Here is a 19269-nt window from a genome sequence, read left to right on the forward strand (position 1 = left end):
TAGATAGAACCTGACTTGGCACGCAAACAGACGATATCCTCTCGATTACTTGCCCAATCGTTTCAACTCCATTGCAAAGATGAAAGTCCTCTGCCAGCTAGAGTGCATGAGCAGAGCACAGATCAAAAACCTTATCGAGCGCCGTCTGCCAGAGGCAGGCCTCGTCGATACCGTGTTGAAAGGCGTTCAGCTTTTCCGGGTGACCGAGGCTGTGCCCTGCATGCCTGCTGTCTACCAGCCAACGGTGGTGGCTATTCTCAGTGGCACCAAGGAAGCTGTTCTTGACGGTGAGCACCATGTCTATGGCAGCGACAAATACCTGCTGTGCCCCATGACGTTACCAGTGGAGGCGGGCACGCCAAAGGCGTCCGAAGAAGATCCTCTGCTCGGTGTGGTGATTGCGCTGGAGCCACGGATGATGCGGGAGCTTACAATGGAAATTGAGACCGCCGCTGCTGGCAACAAACAATCGCGGGATTGCGCGCCATCGGCTTTAGCTTTGGCGTCCTGGGATGTTGGTTTCACGCAGGCTCTGCTGCGGCTTATCGAGTTGCTCGACAATCCGGTTGATCTGGAGGTGCTCGGACAGGGGCGTATGCGAGAGTTTTGTTACGCGGTGCTCATGGGCGAGGCCGGGGCCGCCGCAAGGAGGGCCTTTGGCGTCGGCAACGAAATTGCGCGCATCATCGACTACCTCTCGAACCACCAGAACAAGCAGGTCACTATCGACGACATGGCCAACCATGTCGGCATGAGCCGCGCGGTACTCCATCGGCGGTTCAAAGAAGCCACGACAATGTCCCCGATACAGTTCGTGAAATCCATGCGTCTGAACTACGCCGCCATGAAAATCGCGGAAGGGAAGACCGTGTCGGAGGCGGCGTGGGATGTAGGCTACCAAAGCTCCTCTCAGTTTAGCCGCGAGTTCAAAAGGATGTACGGCCAATCGCCCCGGCAATGGAGCAACGCGGTGCAGGTGCCAGAATGATTGACCTAAAGTGCACCCGATAGCTCAATTCTGGCGAATGTTCGATTTGAGTGGTGCAAAAGTCACTGGGCGTGCAGCACCGAATGACGGGTTTGTCCGCAAAGTGGGCCTTAAAGCTAGTTGCAGCAAACGACCGCATTGTCCCCAACTTCAGCCTCCAGCTCCTCGGTACCCATTGACGTGCTCTAAACGCAGTTCTCTGTACCTAATCTTGCAGATCGCTTCGGTTAGCACCGGCAAAGGTACGTTGCCGTCGCCATAGCGCCCTGCCATACTGGGCAGCTTATGACCCAAGAGGATGTCATTGGTGTCAGGTTGCACACCAGCATGACGGCATGCATCTTTGAAGTTATGGCGGAATGAGTGGAAAGAGGTCTTGGCCGTCTTCACACCAATTCTGTCGATGTAGCGGTTAAAGTCTTTGCTGGCCTGATCTGAGTAGTAACCTGTCGCTCCCAGCTTTAGTTCAGGGAACAGTCGCTTGTGCCCTGTCTGTCTTTGAGCCTGTACGAAGCGGAGGAAGCCAAGCCGAACTAACTCGGGGTGTATGGGAACAAGTCTGCTTTTGCCGAACTTGACGCGTTGGTCTTCGTCGCTCTCTTGGACCCGAATTAGGGGTATACCCTCTTCATGGTCGATATCTGCAACGTTCAACTGGCATAACTCGTTCAGACGTGCGCCAGTCCATAGGCCGAGCAGTGGAAGCCAATACCAACTGGTATTGCTCAAGTCTGTATATCCCGGCACTGTGCGGAACCGCCTTGATTTGCACCCCGTGTACAGTGGGCTGTTGAAGATGGTCTGCAGTTGCTCTTTGCTGAACGGGTCGTGTTGGTTTCTGGCGTTTTTGTTATCAGCTATCTTCATCGGCCCAAAAATGTCGGCAACCTCTTCGTCCAACTGTTTGTCTGCCCACTTCCATATCCCTTGCAGCCTTCCCAAGGCCTTGTTGACTGTGCTTAGGGATAGCGTTGGTAGGCCTATGCCGACAAGATCGTGCAGCCGTCCCTGACTATCTATAGCAGCTCAGCATTCACGGCCCCTTGTTCAACGCAGTTTGTCGAGAAGTTGACCAATGAGCATGAGGAATTGGCGTTTGATGAGTTCTCCCATGTGGACTTCTACTACAAGCCCGAGGCCGTGAAGGCATCAACCGATGCTGTTGCTAAGTCCTTCAATAGATGAAGTGATGAGGCAGAGGTCACACAATGGTCTCTGCCTCCTTGCCGACCAGCGGAAGTTAGCGCGAGGTTATGCAATGGCCGCTACGGGCTCAAACCAGACCTTCGATGCGGCTGGCGCAAATGGCCGCTTTGGGACGTCCTTGATTGTGCTTAGCTGTTCACAGTGAGCCGAAGCTGCGCCGTCTCCGAGGTCGGCAGTGAGCGCTTTCCACCATTTGGTTGACGAGCAATCTCGCAGCCGATAGCCAGTGTTCTATGGAAAACACTACGATCATCTCAATGACTTGGTGGCTGGCCTCCTGACAGGGCGGCCGGATGACCAAACGTATTCCGAGGCCGCCGCATGGGCGGCCTTTTGTTTTCCGAGCTTCCCGATGCGCCGTCTCCCTTTTCATAAGAAGACGCAAATGAACAGACCAACCATTCTTACAGGTGACCGCACCACGGGACCGCTTCACATCGGGCACTATGCGGGCTCGCTTGCTAATCGGCTGCGCTATCAGGACAGTCATGAACAATTTCTGTTGCTGGCGGATACCCAAGCCCTAACCGACAACGCCAATGACCCGGAAAAAGTCCGGCGCAGCGTAATGGAGGTAGCGCTGGACTATTTGGCCGTGGGCATTGATCCGTGTCGCACCACCATCTGCCTGCAATCGCATCTTCCGGCGTTGGCGGAGCTGTCGATGCTCTACCTGAACTTCGTCACGGTTGCGCGGCTCGAACGGAACCTGACGATCAAGGACGAAATTCGCGTGCGCGGGTTCGGGCGGGACATTCCCTGAATCGACACCGCACGGCCAACTCCTGAATGTCGGCAAAGAGATCATCAATGCCGTCAGCTGCATCGGTGAGCTGCAATTCCCGCATACCCGGGGTGTCCAGTATCAGACATCCATTGGGCATCGCATGGAGCTCGCGCCGCGTTGTCGTATGCCGCCCCTTGGCGTCGTCCTCGCGAATAGATTGGGTCTCGATGGATTGGCTCTAGAGCAATGCATTGGCTAACGTCGATTTCCCAACGCCAGATGAGCCGAGAAACGCCACCGTCTTGCCGGGCCTGCACCAAGAAGTAAGTTTTGTCCGGGGCGCGTCTCCGCGGGCGTAAAGTGCGACCACATCGATCATGTCCGACACCGTGCGAGCCGAGTCGATGTAGCTTTGCGAGTCCGTCAGGAGGTCGGTCTTTGTGACGACGATGACAGGCGTGATCCCTGCCTCAAAAGTGAGAGCTGCATAGCGTTCCAGCCGGGCCACTTTGAAATCCTGATTGCAGGACGTGACGATAAAGGCGGTATCAATGTTCGCCGCGATCAGTTGTTCCTGCCAGTCGGTTCCGGGCGCAGGCCGTTTGATGAGGCTCGTGCGCTCTAGAACCCGACTGGATCGCGGGCGCAAAGGATCCAGCATCAGCCAGTCCCCTAAAGTTACATCGGCTCTGGGAGGAAGTATCGTATCGATGCCGTCACCGAGGGCGTGCAGCCCATTGCGATGCACTTCGACAATTCGAACGGGCGGTGTCACCGACAAATCTTCTACGCTGATCTGCTGGGCGAAAAACGGTTGCCATCCCAATGCTTGAAGAGGGTTGAAGTCGGAGTGTCTTCCGGCGTTGCGTGCGCGAAGCGGAAGGAAGTCTGAGTAATCCCTTATCATGGGGTGTCACTTTCATGTCTCTGGCCCAAGTCTGATCTGGGCGCTGTTGGTGAGAAAAAAGTTTTCACATCAAACCTCACCGTCGGCCATAATGTGACAGTGTTTCTTCAGATGTTGAATGTGCTCCGGGAGGCGCGCTGCCTCCCTTCCTTACCGGGACATGAAATCTCCATTTCAGATTATGTGCACATAGGATGAACGCGTGCACAACACAACAGTTGACGGCTGATTTGGAACTCTTCTTCGGTTACCGTAGCGGCAATTCAACAGGAAAAAGACTATGTCAGCTTTTGTGCGCTGAGCAGTCATTTCGCGAATAACTACTTCGAGCCAATACCTCCCAAGAAGCCGCGCTATGGCGAAGGTCTGTTTTTGCGCTTGGTCGGCTGCATCATGCTTCCGCGTGCTTATGGTCGGTCATTTCCCGGCGCTCAGCCAAGGCTTGGCGCACAATTTGGAAAGCAGACGACAGAAAGAGCCCGGCCATGACGGTTGCCACGACAAGATCAGGCCAACCTGTTGACGTGCCCCAGACACCAAGTGCTGCAAACATCACTGCCACGTTCCCAATCGCGTCATTGCGCGAACACAGCCAAACCGACCGAACATTGGCATCACCATCTTTGTAGCGGACCAAAAGCAAGACGCTTGCTAGATTGGTAAGCAACGCGAGAAAGCCGACGCCCCCCATGATCTCTGCAGTTGGAACGCCAACATAGAAGACGCGATAGACAGTCGATCCGAACACCCAAAGGCCCATCATCAGAAGGCTGATGCCTTTGAACAGTGCTGCATTCGTTCTTGCGCGGAGAGAGGCCCCGATAACAGCAAGCGAAATGCCGTAGGTGAGCGCATCGCCTGCGAAGTCGAGTGCGTCTGCCTGCAGCGCTTGGGATTTGGCCAAATGACCCGCTGTCATCTCGACAAAGAACATCGTCGCGTTGAGCGCGATCACGATCCAAAGCCGTCTTTTGTAGTCATCTGAAACACCGTCAAACTTGGCGTCATGTCCGCAGCAACCAGCCATGGGAATCCTCTTTCATCTTTGGTTGTTCAAGATGTAATGTCTCTAGTGACTAGAGGTTCAAGAGGTTTCTTCATGTTTTCCATTGGCGAGCTTTCTAAGCGCACAAAGGTCAAAGTTCCGACCATCCGGTATTACGAGGAAATGGGACTACTGCCCGAGGCAGAGCGCTCGTCAGGCAACCAAAGACGATACGACCAAGCTGGGTTAGAGCGGCTGAGCTTCATCCGCCATGCGCGTGATCTTGGGTTTTCAATTGAAGCAATTTCTTCGCTGATCGAATTGCAGGAGCACCCCGACCGGTCGTGCGAGGCTGCGACGGATATCGCAACATCTCAACTTGAAGAGGTCCGCACCAAGATCAAACGCCTCCGAACACTTGAAAAAGAACTCAACCGGATATCGAAGGGCTGCAATGGTAAAGGCGTTTCCGAAGACTGCTACGTATTAGCATCGTTGGCCGACCACGGCTTGTGCGACAGAGACCACTAGAACACCGAGGGAAGCGGACATTTGACCGCTAAAAGTTAACGGCAGCTAAGTCCGCGCAGCGGTTGTTGGGATGGGGCGTAGCGAATTAGCGGTTTGAGCCCAGAGCCGCCGTTAATCCGGCATAGGTGCCCGCCTGATGAGGCGACCAACCCAAAGCGTTCTGTGCCCCGCGCTTTGTCTCGAAGCCAGGCCCGTGCTTCGGCTAAACCTTCTTTCGGGGAGAGGCATTAGGGAACACGTCAGGTCGTCTTATCGAACCCTACTTTGAACTGGCGAACCAAATCGTCGGCGAAACCATTCACCACGTCCTGATAAGCTTCAGGAAGAGATTTTCCTCCACTGAAACTGGAGCGCACCGTGCTACCGAAGGTGTGCTCGCCGGGATTGTCATCTCCAAGAAAATTCCGCCGGATCAACAATTCACCAGACTGTGCGTCATGCACCTGAACCTCCGCGACGATCCGGCTGTAAGGGTAAGGCGTGATTAGCGGACTTTGCAGAAGGCCAGGAATTGTGCTGTCTAATGTCAGGTCAATCAATGTGAGCTTCACAGCGACCGTCCGACCTCCGCCTTCCGGCGGTGACCTCAAGGCTTGGCTCGCAGCCAGGCGTACGTCCTCTGCGAAACGCTCACTTGTAACTCCGATATCCCAACGAGCCAATCGCTTGTCGATTGATACCGGGTCTGCCAGAGCGACTTTAACGGACGTGACGCTGAATGTGCTGGAGTCTGCCGAAACAACAGGTTCAGTCATTTGGCATCCAAAGAGTAGTGACGCAACAAGTATTAAGTTGAACGGCCTTCTAAGCATTCTCCAAATCCTCCCTTTTGGCCGAGGAAAGAAACTCTGGAAATGGCTATCAATCGCTCTGCTCTGATACTGAATGGATGGCGCGTGAAACCGCCAACCCACCAGTATTCTGATTGAGCGATCAGCTACTACGGACACCTCGAGCCAAGTAGGTTCTAGCTAACATGCCGAATTTCGCATGTGATTGACGTGGATCAAAGTCGAGTGACGCACTCAGGGTTCACCCCCTTTTGGGTTACTAAAGCACGCGATCCTATCCATGTTTTTCTTCCTTTTCCGCGTGTCGCAGAAGCCAAATGCCCAAGGCGGCTAAGTCCGCATTTAAGTCAGATGCATCTTCTCAGCCCAAAGCAATCTCATGTGAATGAGGGTGCGAGAGAGCTTGAAACGAAATTGGCTCTACGGGTCTTCGACAACCAACTTGGCCCCGATCCTCCCCCGCCACCGCAGGATGCTAGCAAACAAATTAAGCCAAAATGACAAGGCGACTTCATCGAAATCTCTCGTATGTGTCCCTCCTTTTACTTTGGCGATTGTAAAGGGTGGAGGGAATGCAAAAAAATGACATGTCTCAAATTGGCAAGATTTTGTCAGTCGAGCTGCGTCGGGCCGCATTGTCCGCAATGCCGACGTTGGAAGACCTGATGAGCGAGCAAACAATGCGAACGACTGCTCTGAGCCCCGAAGCGGCCAAAGCGCTGAGCCGTGCGTTAATGGCAAGTCGGGCGGGTCAATGTTGGGCGATGCTCGGATCTAGCTGGTTACAAAAACGAAGAGAGCCATTGATCCAGATCGCGTGCCACCGCATCTTTGTAGGGAACCAGTGAACCGAACGCACAGAGCATAGGACATAAATTGAAGGGAGATTGGACCGAAAGCTTTCTTGGCACCAGAAATCTACCTCGGCGGGTCAGGGATAAGCTTCTACATGAAGCACGCGTGGTTTCATACAAGCAGGGTCAGCAAGTTTTTGGACCCGACAACATCCCGGACAGTCTGATGTTTTTGCATGCCGGCCGCATACGCGTCTCTCAAAGTTCTGATGCCGGGCGAGAAATCGTGCTGTATCGCGTTGAAGCTGGAGAGAGCTGCGTGCTGACCACCGCCTGCATGCTGTCCGAGGAAGCTTATAATGCTGAGGGTATTGCGGAGACTGACGTCACTGCTATCACATTACCTAAAACTTCATTTGATAGGCTGGCTGCTGAAGAAGACAGTTTTCGCGGTTTCGTTTTCTCGGCTTATTCTCGTCGGTTGATTGATCTTTTGCGCGTAGTAGACGATGTCGCCTTTGGCAGAATGGATGTTCGACTGGCAGAGCGCCTTTTGGCGCTAGGAGAAGGCCATTCCGAAATCCAGGCGACGCATCAGGCTTTAGCAAACGAGTTAGGGACAGCGCGTGAGGTCGTTTCACGCATACTGAATGACTTTCAAAAGCGAGGACTTATCCTTCAGACGAGGGGGCGGATCACCCTCCGGAACAAACCTCAATTGGAGCGTTTGGCGAACAGCGCATGAATTCTTTGCGTTAAGTGACATTGTCACTGAAGAGTGAGGTGCCGACCGGTAATCAGGTTGCAACATGAACAACCGGAGACGCCTGATGGAAACCGTGTTTACGCCGATCGCCTCATTTGGAGGGGGGCTCGCAATTGGACTTGGATCCGTGCTTTTGATGCTCGGACTGGGACGGATCATGGGTGCAACGGGCATATTGTCTGGCTTGGCATTCCCTGAAAACCGCGAGGAATTCGCCTGGCGAACGGCCTTGGTTGTGGGAATGATGCTCGCACCGGGCCTGATCTACGCTGCGACCGGTGCAATGCCTGAACTTACAGTACCTGTCAGCCCGATTATGATCGTGATCGGCGGTGTGATCGTCGGTCTGGGCGCCAGTCTCGGATCTGGCTGCACGTCAGGGCATGGTGTTTGCGGACTATCTCGGCTGTCTGTTCGCTCTTTGGTGGCAGTGCCGACCTTCATGGTCACAGCTGCAATCACAGTCTTCCTGATCCGTCACGTCTTTGGAGTATAAAGCAATGAAACTTGTGTTTGCTTTGTTTACCGGCCTGATCTTTGGCGTTGGTATCGCTGTTTCGGGCATGATGGATCCGGCCAAAGTTTTGAATTTCTTCGATATTGCCGGGACGTGGGATCCTAGCCTCGCCTTTGTTATGGGTGGTGCGCTCCTGGTCACGTTCTTCGGCTACAGACTTGCCTGGCGGCAAACAACGCCGCTCTTTGTTGGGCGTTTTCAAATCCCAAACGCGACGGCCGTAGACAAGCGATTGGTTGGTGGTTCGGCTCTCTTCGGCATCGGTTGGGGAATTGCAGGCTTCTGCCCCGGCGCTGCGATACCGGCACTTGGTACCGGGCGTTGGGAAGTTGTTCTCTTTCTGGTTGCCGTTCTTGCCGGATTTGTACTGCGCAGGCTCCTTTTCGCGCGTCCTGTTCAGTCGGCGGCTTAGTCACCGATTTCCCTGAACCTCCCTGGAGTACAATCAAATGACGTATCCCGTGAACATGAACATCAAGCCGGACGTTCAGGCCTTCTTCGATGAGGCAACGAACACCATCAGCTATATTGTGAAGGATCCCACCTCGAATTCATGTGCCATTGTCGATAGCGTAATGGACATTGACTTCGCGGCGGGGCGCATCACTCACGATCACGCAGACGAGCTCGTCCACCAGGTCGTAAGCCAAGATCTGAATTTGGAATGGATCATTGAGACCCATGTTCACGCCGATCATTTGAGTGCCGCGCCGTATATCCAAGAAAAGCTTGGGGGAAAAATCGGCATTGGTTCAAAAATCATGATCGTGCAGGACACGTTTGGGAAGGTCTTCAATGAAGGTACCGAGTTCCAGCGTGATGGCAGCCAGTTCGATCAGCTTTTCGAAGACGGCGATACGTACACGGTTGGCAATATGCAGGTGTTCACAATGTACACCCCCGGCCATACGCCGGCTTGCATGGTACATGTCGCAGGAGATGCGGCTTTTGTGGGCGATACTTTGTTCATGCCGGATGGGGGATCAGCGCGCGCAGATTTTCCCGGCGGCGATGCAGCAACGCTTTACGATAGCATTCAAAGAGTCCTGAGCTTGCCGGACGAGACACGACTTTTCATGTGCCATGACTACGGACCAAACGGGCGCGACATCGCCTGGGAAACAACTGTCGGCAATGAGAAAGCCCACAATATCCACGTTGGTGGTGGCAAATCAAAAGAAGAGTTCGTCAAGTTCCGAGTTGAACGAGATGCTCTGCTGGAAATGCCGAAGCTGATCATCCCATCTCTTCAAGTAAATATGCGCGCGGGTGAAGTGCCAACGGACGTGGACGGCAACCCCATGCTCAAGGTTCCGGTCAACAAACTCTGATTTTGAAAGGATGAGAGCGATGGAAATCACCCAAATTTCCCACGACTTCAGTACTTGCGGTCAATTGGAGACCGATGACTTGGCGGAAGTCAAAACGCTTGGATTTCGCTCGCTAATCTGTGTGCGTCCTGACGGCGAACATAAGGAGCAGCCTACTTTTAGCCAGATCCAAGAATGCGCCAAGGCGCAAGGTCTGCAAGCTCGCTATGTGCCGGTTAAACCCTCCGGCGCAACAGAAGCGAACCACATTGCATTTTCTGAGGCGTTGGCAGAGCTGTCCGAGCCTGTCCTTGGCTACTGCCGAAGCGGTCAGCGCGCTGCAACGCTGTGGCACGCACGACGAGACACTGCGGCGTAGCGGGAGGTAAGGATGCGGACGGCGCAATATCTGCCGGTTCTGAGTTGGGCTCGCAGCTATGGACGGGCAGAGCTTTCTAACGATCTGATGGCGGCGGTGATCGTCACCATCATGCTGATACCCCAATCCTTGGCCTACGCGCTCTTGGCTGGATTGCCTCCAGAAGCAGGGCTGTATGCATCCATCGCGCCAATTATTCTTTACGCAATATTTGGAACCAGTCGCGCCTTAGCGGTTGGCCCGGTTGCCGTTGTCTCACTATTAACAGCGTCGGCTGTCGGTCAGGTTGCTGAACAAGGCACGGCAGGTTACGCGGTTGCGGCACTGACCCTCGCATTTCTTTCTGGCAGTTTCCTGTTGCTTTTGGGGTTCTTGCGGCTGGGCTTCCTGGCTAATTTTTTGAGCCACCCGGTGATCGCCGGGTTTATCACAGCATCTGGGATCTTGATTGCGGCCAGCCAACTCAAGCACATTTTGGGTGTAAATGCGCACGGACATACATTGCTCGAGATCGTCGCATCGATTGCAGCGCACTTGCACGAGGTGAATTGGGTTACGCTCGTAATCGGCCTCAGTGCGACGGCCTTCCTTTTTTGGGCCCGCCGATGGTTAAAACCCGGATTATTAAGGTTGGGTGCTCCGGCGGCGCTTGCCGATATTCTAACGAAGGCGGGACCTGTTGCCGCCGTAGTTGCCACTACGGTTACGGTTTGGGCACTAGATCTTGTCGAAATGGGTGTGAAAATCGTTGGGGAAGTCCCGCAAAGCCTGCCGCCGCTTACATTGCCAGTCTTTGCGCCCGACTTGCTTGCAGCGCTGTTGGTTCCGGCGGTCCTGATTTCAGTGATTGGCTTTGTCGAATCCGTCTCAGTCGCGCAAACTTTGGCAGCCAAGAAACGTCAACGGATTGATCCGGACCAGGAACTCATTGGACTGGGCGCAGCCAACATAGGCGCAGCGTTCACCGGAGGCTACCCTGTCACGGGGGGATTTGCGCGATCAGTCGTCAATTTCGATGCTGGCGCTGAAACTCCAGCTGCTGGCGCCTATACTGCGCTTGGCCTCGCAATCGCCGCCTTGGCGTTGACACCATTGGTGTATTTCCTGCCAAACGCCACGTTGGCCGCTACAATCATTGTGGCGGTTCTGAGCCTCGTGGATTTTTCAATATTTCGCAGAACATGGGACTATTCCCGTGCAGACTTCATCGCGGTATCAGCAACGGTTTTGCTGACGCTCGGTCTGGGTGTCGAAGTCGGCGTCGCGTCTGGAGTGGCGATTTCAATACTTTTGCATTTGTACAAGACGTCTCGACCGCATGTTGCGGAAGTGGGCCGCGTGCCCGGGACAGAGCACTTTCGAAATGTCCAGCGCCACGATGTCGAAACCGCACCTACGGTGCTAACGCTGCGCATCGACGAGAGTCTTTACTTTGTAAACGCCGGCTTTCTGGAAGAACTGATCTTCAGTCGCCTTGCCGACCGGACGAAGGTCAAACATGTTGTTTTGATGTTCTCCGCCGTTAACGAAGTGGACTACTCAGCGCTGGAAACTCTCGAGGCGATCAATCACCGCCTTAGGGAGCTTGGCGTTGGCCTACATCTGTCCGAAGTCAAGGGTCCTGTTATGGACAGACTCAAACGGTCTCATATTGTCGACGGTCTGATCGGCAGGGTTTTCTTGTCCCAGCACGATGCGTGGACAACGCTCATTGCAGAAGCGAGCGAGTGACTAAGATCAGCTTGGTTTGTGAACGTGATCAGAACGAGCGCTTTGGTTCGCATAGCTAACGTATAAGCGCATTTGATTAATGAACGTCTCGTGCCGATATGTCCATCAAAGGCAATCGCTTTCTGAATAAAAGAGAACCGCCGAAACCGTCCTTCACACGTGAATTTTTGTTTGAACTGTGACCTCAACGCTCAGTTATGAAAGACAACCCATACATGAGTTGTTTCAAGCCAAGCGCCGCACCGGCGAAGATGGCAGCGAATGTTACAGGCGCGCTGTAGGCCAAAAGTGAGAAGGCAGAAATACCTTGTCCGACGCTGCAACCGACTGCGATGATCGCACCTGGCCCCATAATCGCCGCGCCGAGCATTTGACGCTTGAGTTCGCGTGGATCCTCGCATGCTTCCCATCGGAAATGACCTTTGGACCAGGACCCCAAAAATGCACCAATGAGAACGCCGGAGACTGATCCGACCGCAAAGGACAAAGTGTTTCCGGACGCTGTCATGAGGTAGAATAACGTGTCGCCAAGTGGTGCGGCGAAGGTATGGGTTTGAACCGGTTCACCATCGAAACCGTGCGTCGCAACCCAATTCGTGCCGAGCCACCCTGATACGATCGCCAGCCCAACTACAGATCCCCAAAATACCTGTGCGGGAGCGCGGCGGAAGCGTCGGTTTGCCAAGGCGAAAATCACCAACGCAATGCCGATGACCGCGCCAATGAGCCAAGCTGGGATAGAGGTCAGTTGTTCGGCAAGGAAGCTAATGCTCTGAGGGCCTTCAAGATCCATTTCCTCGGGGAAGACCCATACGCGCAAATATGCAAGGGGCCCGGACATGACAACGTAAGCAGAAAGACCCATAATCAAAACGATGACGAATGATCGAAGGTCGCCGCCTCCAAGCCTTGCCAGCGCGCCATAGCCACAGTTTCCGCTGATGGCCATTCCGTAACCGAACATGAGACCACCTATTATCGACCCAAGTGGGTTCCAGGTCTGTGCAAGATACCTTGTTCCAAGAGGGTCCAGCCAACCTAAAGCCATAGCTAAGTGGCTGCCGACAATTGCTACGCCAATCGCAATTGCCCACATACGCAGCCGCCGGTCATCATCTGCGTAAAGGTAGTCTTCGATTGCACCCAACGTGCAAAAACGGCCAATGCGTGCGGCCAAGCCCAACACAATGCCACCGATCAAACCGATCAGGGCGACGGCGTTGGCGTCTCCCAATGCTTCAAACATTGCCAGTCTCCTCCCAAAGCTGGCGGGTGTTTTGGCGGCTTCTATTTCTCCCTGCAGAACAGATCGTAAACGACTTCCAGGATCTGTGTCGATCGATCATCCGCCAATCTGTAGTAGATCGTTTTCCCCTCGCGTCGCGTTTTGACCAAGCCCTCAAAGCGTAGGCGAGATAGTTGTTGAGACACGGCGGCCTGGCGTGCCGAGAGCATTTCTTCCATCTGCGCGACAGATTTTTCACCCGAGGACAGATAGCACAATATCATCAAGCGTCCTTCATGGCTGATTGCCTTGAGGAAACTTGACGCAGTCTGAGCATTTTCCATCATTCTGTCCATGTCTTCGGCGCACATGTCCGGGGAGAACACAGGCAGTTTCGAAGATTTGTCCAACAAGATCGCCTCGCTTTCATAGCTTCACGCATTCATAACAGTTTATGTAATGCGCCGCAGTTTATCCAGAGCTCTCGATCGGTACCCCAGCGTCACGCAGCAAAACGCCCAGCAACCCCCAGAAAAAATCTTCGCCGGGATAGCCTTCGATCCGGCCGACCTCTTGGCCATCGTCCAGCAGAACAAAGGTTGGCGTGTAGTAGAGAGGCCGCTCCAATGCGATGCCTTCAGGCACGGCCGCGTGGATATCGATGCGTTGAAGTGGAGCGGCATGTCCTTCCGGTGTCTTGGGGTAGATCTCCGAGATGTCGGTGTCCCAACGTGCGCACCACATACACCCATCTTCTTCGGCCATCAGAAGAGTCATTTCTGCCCGTGAAACCACGGGAGAAACAAACAACGTAATTGCAATCAGAAGTAGAATTAGGTGGCGCATCTCAAGCTCCGATTGACCGCAGCGACATATCTTTATTATTTTGAATGTGTGAATGATAGCGTGCCAGGACAGGTTTGACCATGCTCGACATTACATTTGCGGGAGCTTTAATTGCAGGGCTATTGTCGTTCCTGTCGCCCTGCATCCTACCTATAGTACCGTTTTATCTCAGCTATCTGGCCGGTGTCGGGATTGATCAGATATCTGCGGGTTCTACAATTCCCGGCGGCGTTCGTCGCAAGGCAACGCTTTCTGCGATAGCATTTGCAGCCGGGATCATAACGATCTTCATGGCGTTAGGTGCGACGGCTTCGATATTCGGGCAGCTGGTACGAGAGTATTTCGACATCCTGCGTTGGATCGCTGCGGCCATCATCATTGTGATGGGCATGCATTTCTTGGGGATTATCCGCATCGGGTTCCTGTATCGCCAATTTCGTGCGGATGTTGGTGATACATCAAATGTGAGCCTTGTTGGAGCATATGTTCTTGGATTGGCGTTTGCTTTTGGCTGGACCCCCTGTGTTGGGCCGGTGCTCGCTGCAATCCTGTTCACAGCGGCCGGAACCGAAACGGCCTGGCGTGGAGCGGTGCTTCTATTCGTCTACGGTGTTGGAATGACCGCACCGTTTGTTCTGGCGGCCTTCCTGGTCCGCCCCTTCATGCAGTGGATGGCACGGTTCAGAAAGCACTTGCCCCTCATCGAAATGGCAATGGGTGGCTTTCTGGTGCTCTTCGGCATCCTCATCGCAACCAACTCCATCAATCACATCGCACAATGGATGCTCGACCATATGCCTTGGCTTGCAGCCATTGGATAACTCGGGAGGAAGACATGAATCGAGTTTTGTCATTATTGATCGCTTGTCTGATCGGCGGGGCAGTTTCCGCCGCTGAACTGGGCGACGACGGTTTGCATAAAACTCCGTGGATGCGCGACACCTTCAAAGACCTTCGTGAGGATCTTGAAGAGGCGTCAAGCGAAGACAAGCGGTTGGTTTTATTTATTGAGCAACAAGGCTGCATCTATTGCAAGAAAATGCATGAAGAAGTGTTCCCCCAGCCTGACCTTGCAGCGTTCATCGAAGAGAATTTCTTTGTCGTCCAACTAGATTTGCATGGCAGCACCACGGCCATCGACTTTGACGGTGAAGAGAATGAGCAAAGAGCGCTGATGCGAAAATGGGGGATTCTGTTCACCCCGACGCTCGTATTCCTGCCGGAAGAGGTGCCAGAGGACGCTACAGCCATCGATGCTGCGGTCGCTGTTATGCCCGGAGCGTTCTCAAAAGGAACAACCTTAGACCTTTTCACCTGGGTCGAGGAAAAACGATATGAGCTTGAAAATGGTGAAGATTTCCAACGCTATCATGCGCGGCGCATTCAAGAGCGAAACAATGTTTCTCAGGATTGAATGCTGCCATTATAAATAAAAAAATTCATTATTATGAATTTAATGTTGCGACAAGCGGTACTCGTCGACTACGGTACACAAGGCTTTGGGTCGCAAGGCGCCGTCGGCGCGTTAGCACATGGGAGGGATCATGAAGCTGAGACTCTTAACATTGGTCTGCGCAATGACAGGCGTTGCCGCAATTGCGGCAGAAACAGACCCGCAAGACGTAACCTATGACGACTATGGTGCCATTGAGGCTTCGTTGACCGGAGCTGCTGGCGACGCGGCGAATGGCGCGCTGATCGTTGGGGACAAGTCAAAAGGCAACTGCGTTGCGTGCCACGCGGTTTCGGCTTTAGCTGACATCCCGTTCCATGGCGAAGTTGGTCCGATGCTGGATGGCGCCGGTGATCGTTGGACCGAAGCAGAACTTCGCGGATTGGTCGCAAATGCCAAGATGACGTTCGAAGGCACGGTGATGCCTGCGTTCTACAAGGATGACGGTTATATCCGCCCGGGCGACGCCTATACCGGAAAAGCCCCAACCGCGCCTTTGACGTCGATCCTGACAGCGCAAGAAATTGAGGACGTGGTCGCGTTTCTTGCGACCCTGAAAGAAGAATAGCTGCGCTTTCAAGCGCAGATTTTCGAAGAATCAAAGGAGATTGAAAATGGAACTCTCTCGCCGCGAGACACTGGCCCTTGGGCTGGGCGCCGCGTTCCTGACAATTATGCCGCTTCGGGCAAATGCAGCTGCTGAAGATGCCATTGCGGCATTTACAGGCGGGGCAGATGTGGCTGATGGCGGTGTTACGTTGACTGCACCGGAAATCGCAGAAAACGGAAATACTGTACCTATCGAAGTGAGTGCCCCGGGTGCCGCTGCAATTCTGATCGTGGCTGCAGGCAACCCCGAACCGGGCGTCGCGACATTCAAATTCGGCCCATTGGCGGCTGAACAAGCCGCATCAACCCGCATCCGTCTTGCCGGAACGCAGGACGTCATTGCTGTGGCGAAGATGGCAGATGGCAGCTTTGCCAAAGCGTCCGCGACCGTAAAAGTGACAATCGGCGGCTGCGGCGGCTGATCGCCACGCGCCCTGAAGAACAGGAGATTAACCAATGGCATCCGGTGTAAAACCCCGCGTCAAGGTTCCAAAGACAGCCGCAGCTGGTGAAACCATAACGATCAAGACACTGATCAGCCACAAGATGGAAAGCGGCCAGCGTAAGGACAAAGAAGGCAACGTCATCCCGCGTTCGATCATCAACCGTTTCACCTGCGAGTTTAATGGAGAAATGGTGGTGGATGTGACGATGGAGCCGGCGATTTCGACCAACCCGTACTTCCAGTTCGAAGCGACGGTGCCCGACGCCGGTGAGTTTGTCTTCACTTGGTACGATGATGACGGCTCTGTTTACGATGAGAAAAAAACGATCGAGATCGCCTGACGGCTCAAACACTAAGGCAGATCAGCGCTGGTAGGAGGAGTTGGCGCTGATCCACCAAGGGAGGAACGCAATGAATACCAAGGCACTTACGGCGATCGCGGCAATTCTGGTTTTCCCGGCTGCAGCGATGGCTGGACCGGATGAAGACAATTTGGTTATCAATGATGAGTTGGACATGACCTCGGTCACTGAAGCTCCGGCGCATCTGGAAAATTTGGACACGATCTACTCGGGTTGGCATTTTCGCACGGATGAAACGCAAGCGCTTCAACTTGATGACTTCGACAACCCCGCAATGATCTTCGTCGATCAGGCCACCGATCTCTTCGGGACCGTTGATGGTGCCGCTGGCGAGAGCTGTGCCTCTTGCCACGATGGGGTGGAAAGCTTCAAGGGATTGCAGGCGTCCATGCCGAAGGTGGATGCCGAAACTGGTAAGCTTGTCGTCATGGAAGATCTGATCAACAAGTGCCGCACGGACCGCATGGAAGCCGATGCCTGGAAATGGTCCGGGGGTGATATGCAGGGCATGGTCGCTTTGATCGGTCTGCAATCACGCGGGTTGCCTATGAACGTAGCGATTGATGGCGATGCCGCCCCATTTTGGGAGCAGGGCAAGGAGATGTATTATACCCGCTATGGTCAGCTGGAGTTGAGCTGTGCCAATTGTCATGAAGACAACTGGGGCAACATGATCCGCGCCGACCACCTGAGCCAAGGTATGATCAACGGGTTCCCGACGTATCGTCTGAAACAGGCCAAGCTGATCTCGCGCCACAATCGTTTCCGCGGCTGTATTCGCGATACGCGGGCGGAAACTTTTGCCGAAGGATCGGACGAGTTTCGCGCGCTTGAGCTCTATGTGGCCTCGCGTGGCAACGGGCTTTCAGTCGAAACTCCTGCTGTACGTCAATAACGAACGAGCCGCGCGGGCGTTGTCCTGCGCGGGTTTTTCATGCATATAACATTCATACATTTATATGTGTTATAGGGAAGCTGATAGATGATTTCTCGACGTGACTTCTTGCAGGTTTCAATGGCAGCTTCGGCCCTGTACGGGGCGTCCGGGTTTGGCAAATGGGCCAAGCTTGCCGCGCAGCAAAGCCTAACGCAGGATCAATTGCTGGAGTTCGAGACCTTCGGCAATATCAGCCTGATCCATGTCACCGACATCCACGCGCAACTCAAGCCGATCTATTTCCGTGAACCCGAGGTAAACCTTGGTATTGGCGATGCGCGAGGGCAGATGCCGCATGTCACGGGGGCGGTTTTCCGCAAGGCGTACGGGATCGAAGATGGAAGCCCGTCGGCCTATGCGCTGACCTACAATGATTTCTCTGCGCTGGCCAAGACCTACGGTCGGGTTGGTGGATTGGACCGGGTCTCAACTGTCATCAACGCCATTCGTGCTGACCGTCCTGATGCCCTTTTATTGGATGGGGGCGATACCTGGCACGGTTCATACACCTGCTATCAGACGGCCGGTCAGGACATGGTCAATGTCATGAACGCGCTGAAACCCGATGCTATGACCTTCCATTGGGAGTTCACGTTGGGCAGCGACAGGGTTAACGAAATCGTCGAAAGCTTGCCTTTTGCGGCCTTGGGTCAAAACATCTTTGATGCCGAGTGGGACGAACCTGCAGAATTGTTCCAACCCTACAAGTTTTTTGATCGGGGCGGTGCAAAGGTTGCTGTTATCGGGCAAGCGTTTCCTTACATGCCCATCGCGAACCCAGGCTGGATGTTCCCAGAATATTCATTCGGTATCCGGGATGAAAACATGCAGGTAATGGTGGACGAGGTTCGCGATGCCGGTGCCGATGTCGTCGTCGTCCTCAGCCATAATGGCTTTGACGTGGATAAGAAGATGGCAGGTCAGGTGCAAGGGATCGACGTGATCCTAAGCGGTCACACGCATGACGCGCTACCCGAGCCGGTTCTGGTCGGTAAAACGCATATCATTGCGTCTGGCTCGAACGGAAAATTCGTTAGCCGCGTCGATCTCGACGTGAGGGGCGGGCAGATGATGGGGCTGAAGCACAAGCTGATCCCGATCTTCTCTGACGTCATCGCTCCTGATCCTGCGATCACTGCTCTGATAAATGATCAGCGCGCGCCGTACGAGGCTGCGCTGAGTGAGGTGATTGGCAAAACGGATTCGTTGCTCTACCGCCGTGGCAACTTTAACGGCACCTGGGATGACCTGATTTGCGATGCTCTGATCAATGAGCGTGAGGCAGACATCGCGATGTCGCCCGGCGTCCGTTGGGGGCCGTCAATACTGCCTGCGCAGGATATCACGCGCGAGGACATTTGGAACGTCACATCGATGTCGTATCCCAATGCCTATCGCACAGAAATGACAGGCGAATTCATCCATGTGATTCTCGAGGATGTCGGTGACAACCTGTTCAATCCCGACCCCTACTACCAGCAGGGCGGCGATATGGTCCGCGTCGGTGGGCTTGGCTACCGCATCGATGTGACCAAACCACAAGGGCAGCGGATCAGCGAAATGACCCTGCTCAAAACGGGTGAAGCGATTGATCCGTCGAAAACCTACGTCGTGGCTGGTTGGGCCAGTGTCAACGAAGGCACTGAGGGTCCGCCGATCTGGGATGTCGTCGAAAACCACATTCGCAACCTTGGCACCGTAACGGTGGAAGAGAACACTAGTGTCGATGTTGTCGGCGCTTAAGAAACAGATGGAGACCT

At 54.1% G+C, this 19269-nt stretch carries 22 protein-coding genes and 1 pseudogene; 16 read left to right on the top strand and 7 right to left on the bottom strand.

The genetic code is table 11. The features are described from left to right. Window positions 1-106 precede the first annotated feature (106 nt). Entirely contained in the window at window positions 107-988 is an 882-nt protein-coding gene (locus GOW48_RS14520) for an AraC family transcriptional regulator (RefSeq protein WP_170754877.1), read from the top strand. Window positions 989-1138: 150 nt separating this feature from the next. Here GOW48_RS14520 and GOW48_RS14525 read toward each other — a convergent pair whose 3' ends face one another. Next, on the bottom strand, window positions 1139-1888 hold the full coding sequence (locus GOW48_RS14525) for a site-specific integrase (RefSeq protein ID WP_170754879.1): 750 nt from the start codon (window positions 1886-1888) through the stop codon (window positions 1139-1141). 691 nt (window positions 1889-2579) lie between these two features. Between GOW48_RS14525 and GOW48_RS14530 the strand changes: the two genes are divergently transcribed. Next, window positions 2580-2957: a hypothetical protein gene (locus GOW48_RS14530; RefSeq protein WP_269149609.1), complete on the top strand. Its 378-nt coding sequence runs from the start codon at window positions 2580-2582 to the stop codon at window positions 2955-2957. Here the strand turns inward: GOW48_RS14530 and rsgA are convergent. Beyond that, a pseudogene (gene rsgA / locus GOW48_RS14535) lies at window positions 2911-3828 on the bottom strand (ribosome small subunit-dependent GTPase A). The gene GOW48_RS14530 and the pseudogene rsgA overlap by 47 nt on opposite strands. A gap of 391 nt (window positions 3829-4219) precedes the next feature. After that, the gene (locus GOW48_RS14540) at window positions 4220-4855 is read right to left on the bottom strand and encodes a cation transporter (RefSeq protein WP_170754881.1); all 636 of its coding nucleotides are present in this window, start codon (window positions 4853-4855) and stop codon (window positions 4220-4222) included. A gap of 72 nt (window positions 4856-4927) precedes the next feature. Between GOW48_RS14540 and GOW48_RS14545 the strand changes: the two genes are divergently transcribed. Further along, complete coding sequence (locus GOW48_RS14545) at window positions 4928-5344, top strand: MerR family transcriptional regulator (protein WP_170754883.1); 417 nt, start codon at window positions 4928-4930, stop codon at window positions 5342-5344. A gap of 239 nt (window positions 5345-5583) precedes the next feature. Here GOW48_RS14545 and GOW48_RS14550 read toward each other — a convergent pair whose 3' ends face one another. Further along, window positions 5584-6099, bottom strand: a complete 516-nt coding sequence (locus GOW48_RS14550; protein WP_170754885.1) for a hypothetical protein — start codon at window positions 6097-6099, stop codon at window positions 5584-5586. 912 nt (window positions 6100-7011) lie between these two features. Between GOW48_RS14550 and GOW48_RS14560 the strand changes: the two genes are divergently transcribed. The 6 genes from GOW48_RS14560 (at window position 7012) to GOW48_RS14585 (ending at window position 11632) form a co-directional block, all read left to right on the top strand. Then, a complete protein-coding gene (locus tag GOW48_RS14560; RefSeq protein WP_170754889.1) occupies window positions 7012-7674 on the top strand; it encodes a Crp/Fnr family transcriptional regulator in 663 nt (220 codons plus the stop codon). 85 nt (window positions 7675-7759) lie between these two features. Then, complete coding sequence (locus GOW48_RS14565) at window positions 7760-8191, top strand: YeeE/YedE family protein (RefSeq protein WP_170754891.1); 432 nt, start codon at window positions 7760-7762, stop codon at window positions 8189-8191. A gap of 4 nt (window positions 8192-8195) precedes the next feature. Beyond that, window positions 8196-8624 (top strand): DUF6691 family protein, encoded by a 429-nt coding sequence (locus GOW48_RS14570; protein WP_170754893.1) that lies wholly within the window; start codon window positions 8196-8198, stop codon window positions 8622-8624. Between the two features lie 37 nt (window positions 8625-8661). Then, the gene (locus GOW48_RS14575; RefSeq protein WP_170754895.1) at window positions 8662-9543 is read left to right on the top strand and encodes an MBL fold metallo-hydrolase; all 882 of its coding nucleotides are present in this window, start codon (window positions 8662-8664) and stop codon (window positions 9541-9543) included. A 19-nt stretch (window positions 9544-9562) separates the two neighbouring features. Continuing rightward, window positions 9563-9901, top strand: coding sequence for a protein tyrosine phosphatase family protein (locus GOW48_RS14580; protein WP_170754897.1), 339 nt, complete (start codon window positions 9563-9565; stop codon window positions 9899-9901). Between the two features lie 12 nt (window positions 9902-9913). Beyond that, window positions 9914-11632, top strand: a complete 1719-nt coding sequence (locus GOW48_RS14585) for a SulP family inorganic anion transporter (RefSeq protein ID WP_170754899.1) — start codon at window positions 9914-9916, stop codon at window positions 11630-11632. A 184-nt stretch (window positions 11633-11816) separates the two neighbouring features. On the opposite strand, the gene GOW48_RS14590 is transcribed toward GOW48_RS14585, so the two are convergent. The 3 genes from GOW48_RS14590 to GOW48_RS14600 form a co-directional block, all read right to left on the bottom strand. Continuing rightward, the gene (locus GOW48_RS14590; protein ID WP_170754901.1) at window positions 11817-12878 is read right to left on the bottom strand and encodes a YeeE/YedE family protein; all 1062 of its coding nucleotides are present in this window, start codon (window positions 12876-12878) and stop codon (window positions 11817-11819) included. A 41-nt stretch (window positions 12879-12919) separates the two neighbouring features. Then, a complete protein-coding gene (locus GOW48_RS14595; protein WP_058276434.1) occupies window positions 12920-13228 on the bottom strand; it encodes an ArsR/SmtB family transcription factor in 309 nt (102 codons plus the stop codon). 100 nt (window positions 13229-13328) lie between these two features. Continuing rightward, window positions 13329-13634, bottom strand: a complete 306-nt coding sequence (locus GOW48_RS14600) for a hypothetical protein (RefSeq protein ID WP_331251815.1) — start codon at window positions 13632-13634, stop codon at window positions 13329-13331. A 149-nt stretch (window positions 13635-13783) separates the two neighbouring features. On the opposite strand from GOW48_RS14600, the gene GOW48_RS14605 reads away from it, so the two are divergent. The 7 genes from GOW48_RS14605 to soxB all read left to right on the top strand — a co-directional run bounded on the left by GOW48_RS14605 (window position 13784) and on the right by soxB (window position 19252). Continuing rightward, window positions 13784-14524 carry a cytochrome c biogenesis CcdA family protein gene (locus GOW48_RS14605; RefSeq protein ID WP_170624581.1) on the top strand — a complete coding sequence of 247 codons (741 nt, stop codon included), beginning with the start codon at window positions 13784-13786 and terminating at the stop codon, window positions 14522-14524. Window positions 14525-14538: 14 nt separating this feature from the next. After that, on the top strand, window positions 14539-15117 hold the full coding sequence (locus GOW48_RS14610; RefSeq protein ID WP_170353170.1) for a thioredoxin family protein: 579 nt from the start codon (window positions 14539-14541) through the stop codon (window positions 15115-15117). Between the two features lie 130 nt (window positions 15118-15247). Beyond that, on the top strand, window positions 15248-15724 hold the full coding sequence (soxX, locus tag GOW48_RS14615; RefSeq protein ID WP_170353169.1) for a sulfur oxidation c-type cytochrome SoxX: 477 nt from the start codon (window positions 15248-15250) through the stop codon (window positions 15722-15724). Between the two features lie 46 nt (window positions 15725-15770). Next, window positions 15771-16187 (top strand): thiosulfate oxidation carrier protein SoxY, encoded by a 417-nt coding sequence (gene soxY / locus GOW48_RS14620; RefSeq protein ID WP_170754905.1) that lies wholly within the window; start codon window positions 15771-15773, stop codon window positions 16185-16187. A 34-nt stretch (window positions 16188-16221) separates the two neighbouring features. Then, on the top strand, window positions 16222-16551 hold the full coding sequence (soxZ, locus tag GOW48_RS14625) for a thiosulfate oxidation carrier complex protein SoxZ (RefSeq protein ID WP_170542839.1): 330 nt from the start codon (window positions 16222-16224) through the stop codon (window positions 16549-16551). A gap of 70 nt (window positions 16552-16621) precedes the next feature. Further along, window positions 16622-17467, top strand: a complete 846-nt coding sequence (soxA, locus tag GOW48_RS14630; protein WP_170754907.1) for a sulfur oxidation c-type cytochrome SoxA — start codon at window positions 16622-16624, stop codon at window positions 17465-17467. An 87-nt stretch (window positions 17468-17554) separates the two neighbouring features. Further along, entirely contained in the window at window positions 17555-19252 is a 1698-nt protein-coding gene (soxB, locus tag GOW48_RS14635; protein WP_170754909.1) for a thiosulfohydrolase SoxB, read from the top strand. Window positions 19253-19269 lie beyond the last annotated feature (17 nt).

Source organism: Ruegeria lacuscaerulensis, from assembly GCF_013033355.1.
Lineage (GTDB): Bacteria > Pseudomonadota > Alphaproteobacteria > Rhodobacterales > Rhodobacteraceae > Ruegeria > Ruegeria lacuscaerulensis_A.

Bases quoted from the DNA above. Each gene is read 5' to 3' on its own strand.
- GOW48_RS14590 (WP_170754901.1), bottom strand. From the start codon at position 12,878: ATGTTTGAAGCATTGGGAGACGCCAACGCCGTCGCCCTGATCGGTTTG.
- GOW48_RS14605 (WP_170624581.1), top strand. From the start codon at position 13,784: ATGCTCGACATTACATTTGCGGGAGCTTTAATTGCAGGGCTATTGTCG.
- GOW48_RS14545 (WP_170754883.1), top strand. From the start codon at position 4,928: ATGTTTTCCATTGGCGAGCTTTCTAAGCGCACAAAGGTCAAAGTTCCG.
- GOW48_RS14575 (WP_170754895.1), top strand. From the start codon at position 8,662: ATGACGTATCCCGTGAACATGAACATCAAGCCGGACGTTCAGGCCTTC.
- GOW48_RS14565 (WP_170754891.1), top strand. From the start codon at position 7,760: ATGGAAACCGTGTTTACGCCGATCGCCTCATTTGGAGGGGGGCTCGCA.
- soxB (WP_170754909.1), top strand. From the start codon at position 17,555: ATGATTTCTCGACGTGACTTCTTGCAGGTTTCAATGGCAGCTTCGGCC.
- GOW48_RS14595 (WP_058276434.1), bottom strand. From the start codon at position 13,228: ATGTGCGCCGAAGACATGGACAGAATGATGGAAAATGCTCAGACTGCG.
- GOW48_RS14600 (WP_331251815.1), bottom strand. From the start codon at position 13,634: ATGACTCTTCTGATGGCCGAAGAAGATGGGTGTATGTGGTGCGCACGT.
- soxX (WP_170353169.1), top strand. From the start codon at position 15,248: ATGAAGCTGAGACTCTTAACATTGGTCTGCGCAATGACAGGCGTTGCC.
- GOW48_RS14540 (WP_170754881.1), bottom strand. From the start codon at position 4,855: ATGGCTGGTTGCTGCGGACATGACGCCAAGTTTGACGGTGTTTCAGAT.
- GOW48_RS14550 (WP_170754885.1), bottom strand. From the start codon at position 6,099: ATGACTGAACCTGTTGTTTCGGCAGACTCCAGCACATTCAGCGTCACG.
- soxZ (WP_170542839.1), top strand. From the start codon at position 16,222: ATGGCATCCGGTGTAAAACCCCGCGTCAAGGTTCCAAAGACAGCCGCA.
- GOW48_RS14585 (WP_170754899.1), top strand. From the start codon at position 9,914: ATGCGGACGGCGCAATATCTGCCGGTTCTGAGTTGGGCTCGCAGCTAT.
- GOW48_RS14610 (WP_170353170.1), top strand. From the start codon at position 14,539: ATGAATCGAGTTTTGTCATTATTGATCGCTTGTCTGATCGGCGGGGCA.
- GOW48_RS14580 (WP_170754897.1), top strand. From the start codon at position 9,563: ATGGAAATCACCCAAATTTCCCACGACTTCAGTACTTGCGGTCAATTG.
- soxA (WP_170754907.1), top strand. From the start codon at position 16,622: ATGAATACCAAGGCACTTACGGCGATCGCGGCAATTCTGGTTTTCCCG.
- GOW48_RS14570 (WP_170754893.1), top strand. From the start codon at position 8,196: ATGAAACTTGTGTTTGCTTTGTTTACCGGCCTGATCTTTGGCGTTGGT.
- GOW48_RS14520 (WP_170754877.1), top strand. From the start codon at position 107: ATGAGCAGAGCACAGATCAAAAACCTTATCGAGCGCCGTCTGCCAGAG.
- GOW48_RS14530 (WP_269149609.1), top strand. From the start codon at position 2,580: ATGAACAGACCAACCATTCTTACAGGTGACCGCACCACGGGACCGCTT.
- soxY (WP_170754905.1), top strand. From the start codon at position 15,771: ATGGAACTCTCTCGCCGCGAGACACTGGCCCTTGGGCTGGGCGCCGCG.